Annotated in this window: 1 protein-coding gene and 1 pseudogene; both read left to right on the forward strand. The window is 69.0% G+C overall.

The annotated features are described in order from the left end of the window. Positions 1-111 (forward strand): annotated as a pseudogene (locus L810_RS43645) (Lrp/AsnC family transcriptional regulator); the annotation flags it as partial. Between the two features lie 105 nt (positions 112-216). Continuing rightward, positions 217-507 (forward strand): aldehyde dehydrogenase family protein (locus tag L810_RS43650; protein ID WP_042978535.1); only part of this gene is annotated, 291 nt, incomplete at its 3' end.

Below are 507 nucleotides of genomic sequence, written 5' to 3' on the forward strand. Positions count from 1 at the left end.
CTGCTCGAGCAGAACATCGGCATCGAGAAGTATTTCAGTTACGTGATCATCAAATCGCCGTTCGTCAAACGGCACTACCCGCTCGAATCGCTGTTCGGCGAACGTCACTGACGGGCGGCCTGCGGCACCCCCGAACGCGGCAACGTGCTGTCCGCGCGGGGTAGTCGCGCGCCCGCGCCTCCGCCTTCGCCGATCCGCTTCCTCCAAGGACCTGTCATGCCGCTTACGCTGTCCCGAACCGAACTCGTTCGCACCGCCAACCTGATCGACGGAACGTGGCGCGACGCGCTCGACGGCCGTCGCTTCGACGTCGTCGATCCCGCGACGCTCGACATCGTCGCGCACGCACCCGACAGCGGCGCCGCCGACGCGCGCGCCGCGACGGACGCGGCCGCACGCGCGCTGCCCGCATGGCGCGCGACCCCCGCCCGCGAACGGGCGGCGATCCTGCGCGCATGGCATGCCGCGATCGTCGCGCATACCGACGATCTCGCGAAACTGATGTCG

Origin of the sequence: Burkholderia sp. AU4i (assembly GCF_000466765.1) — a bacterium.
In the GTDB taxonomy this organism is placed as follows: domain Bacteria; phylum Pseudomonadota; class Gammaproteobacteria; order Burkholderiales; family Burkholderiaceae; genus Burkholderia; species Burkholderia cepacia.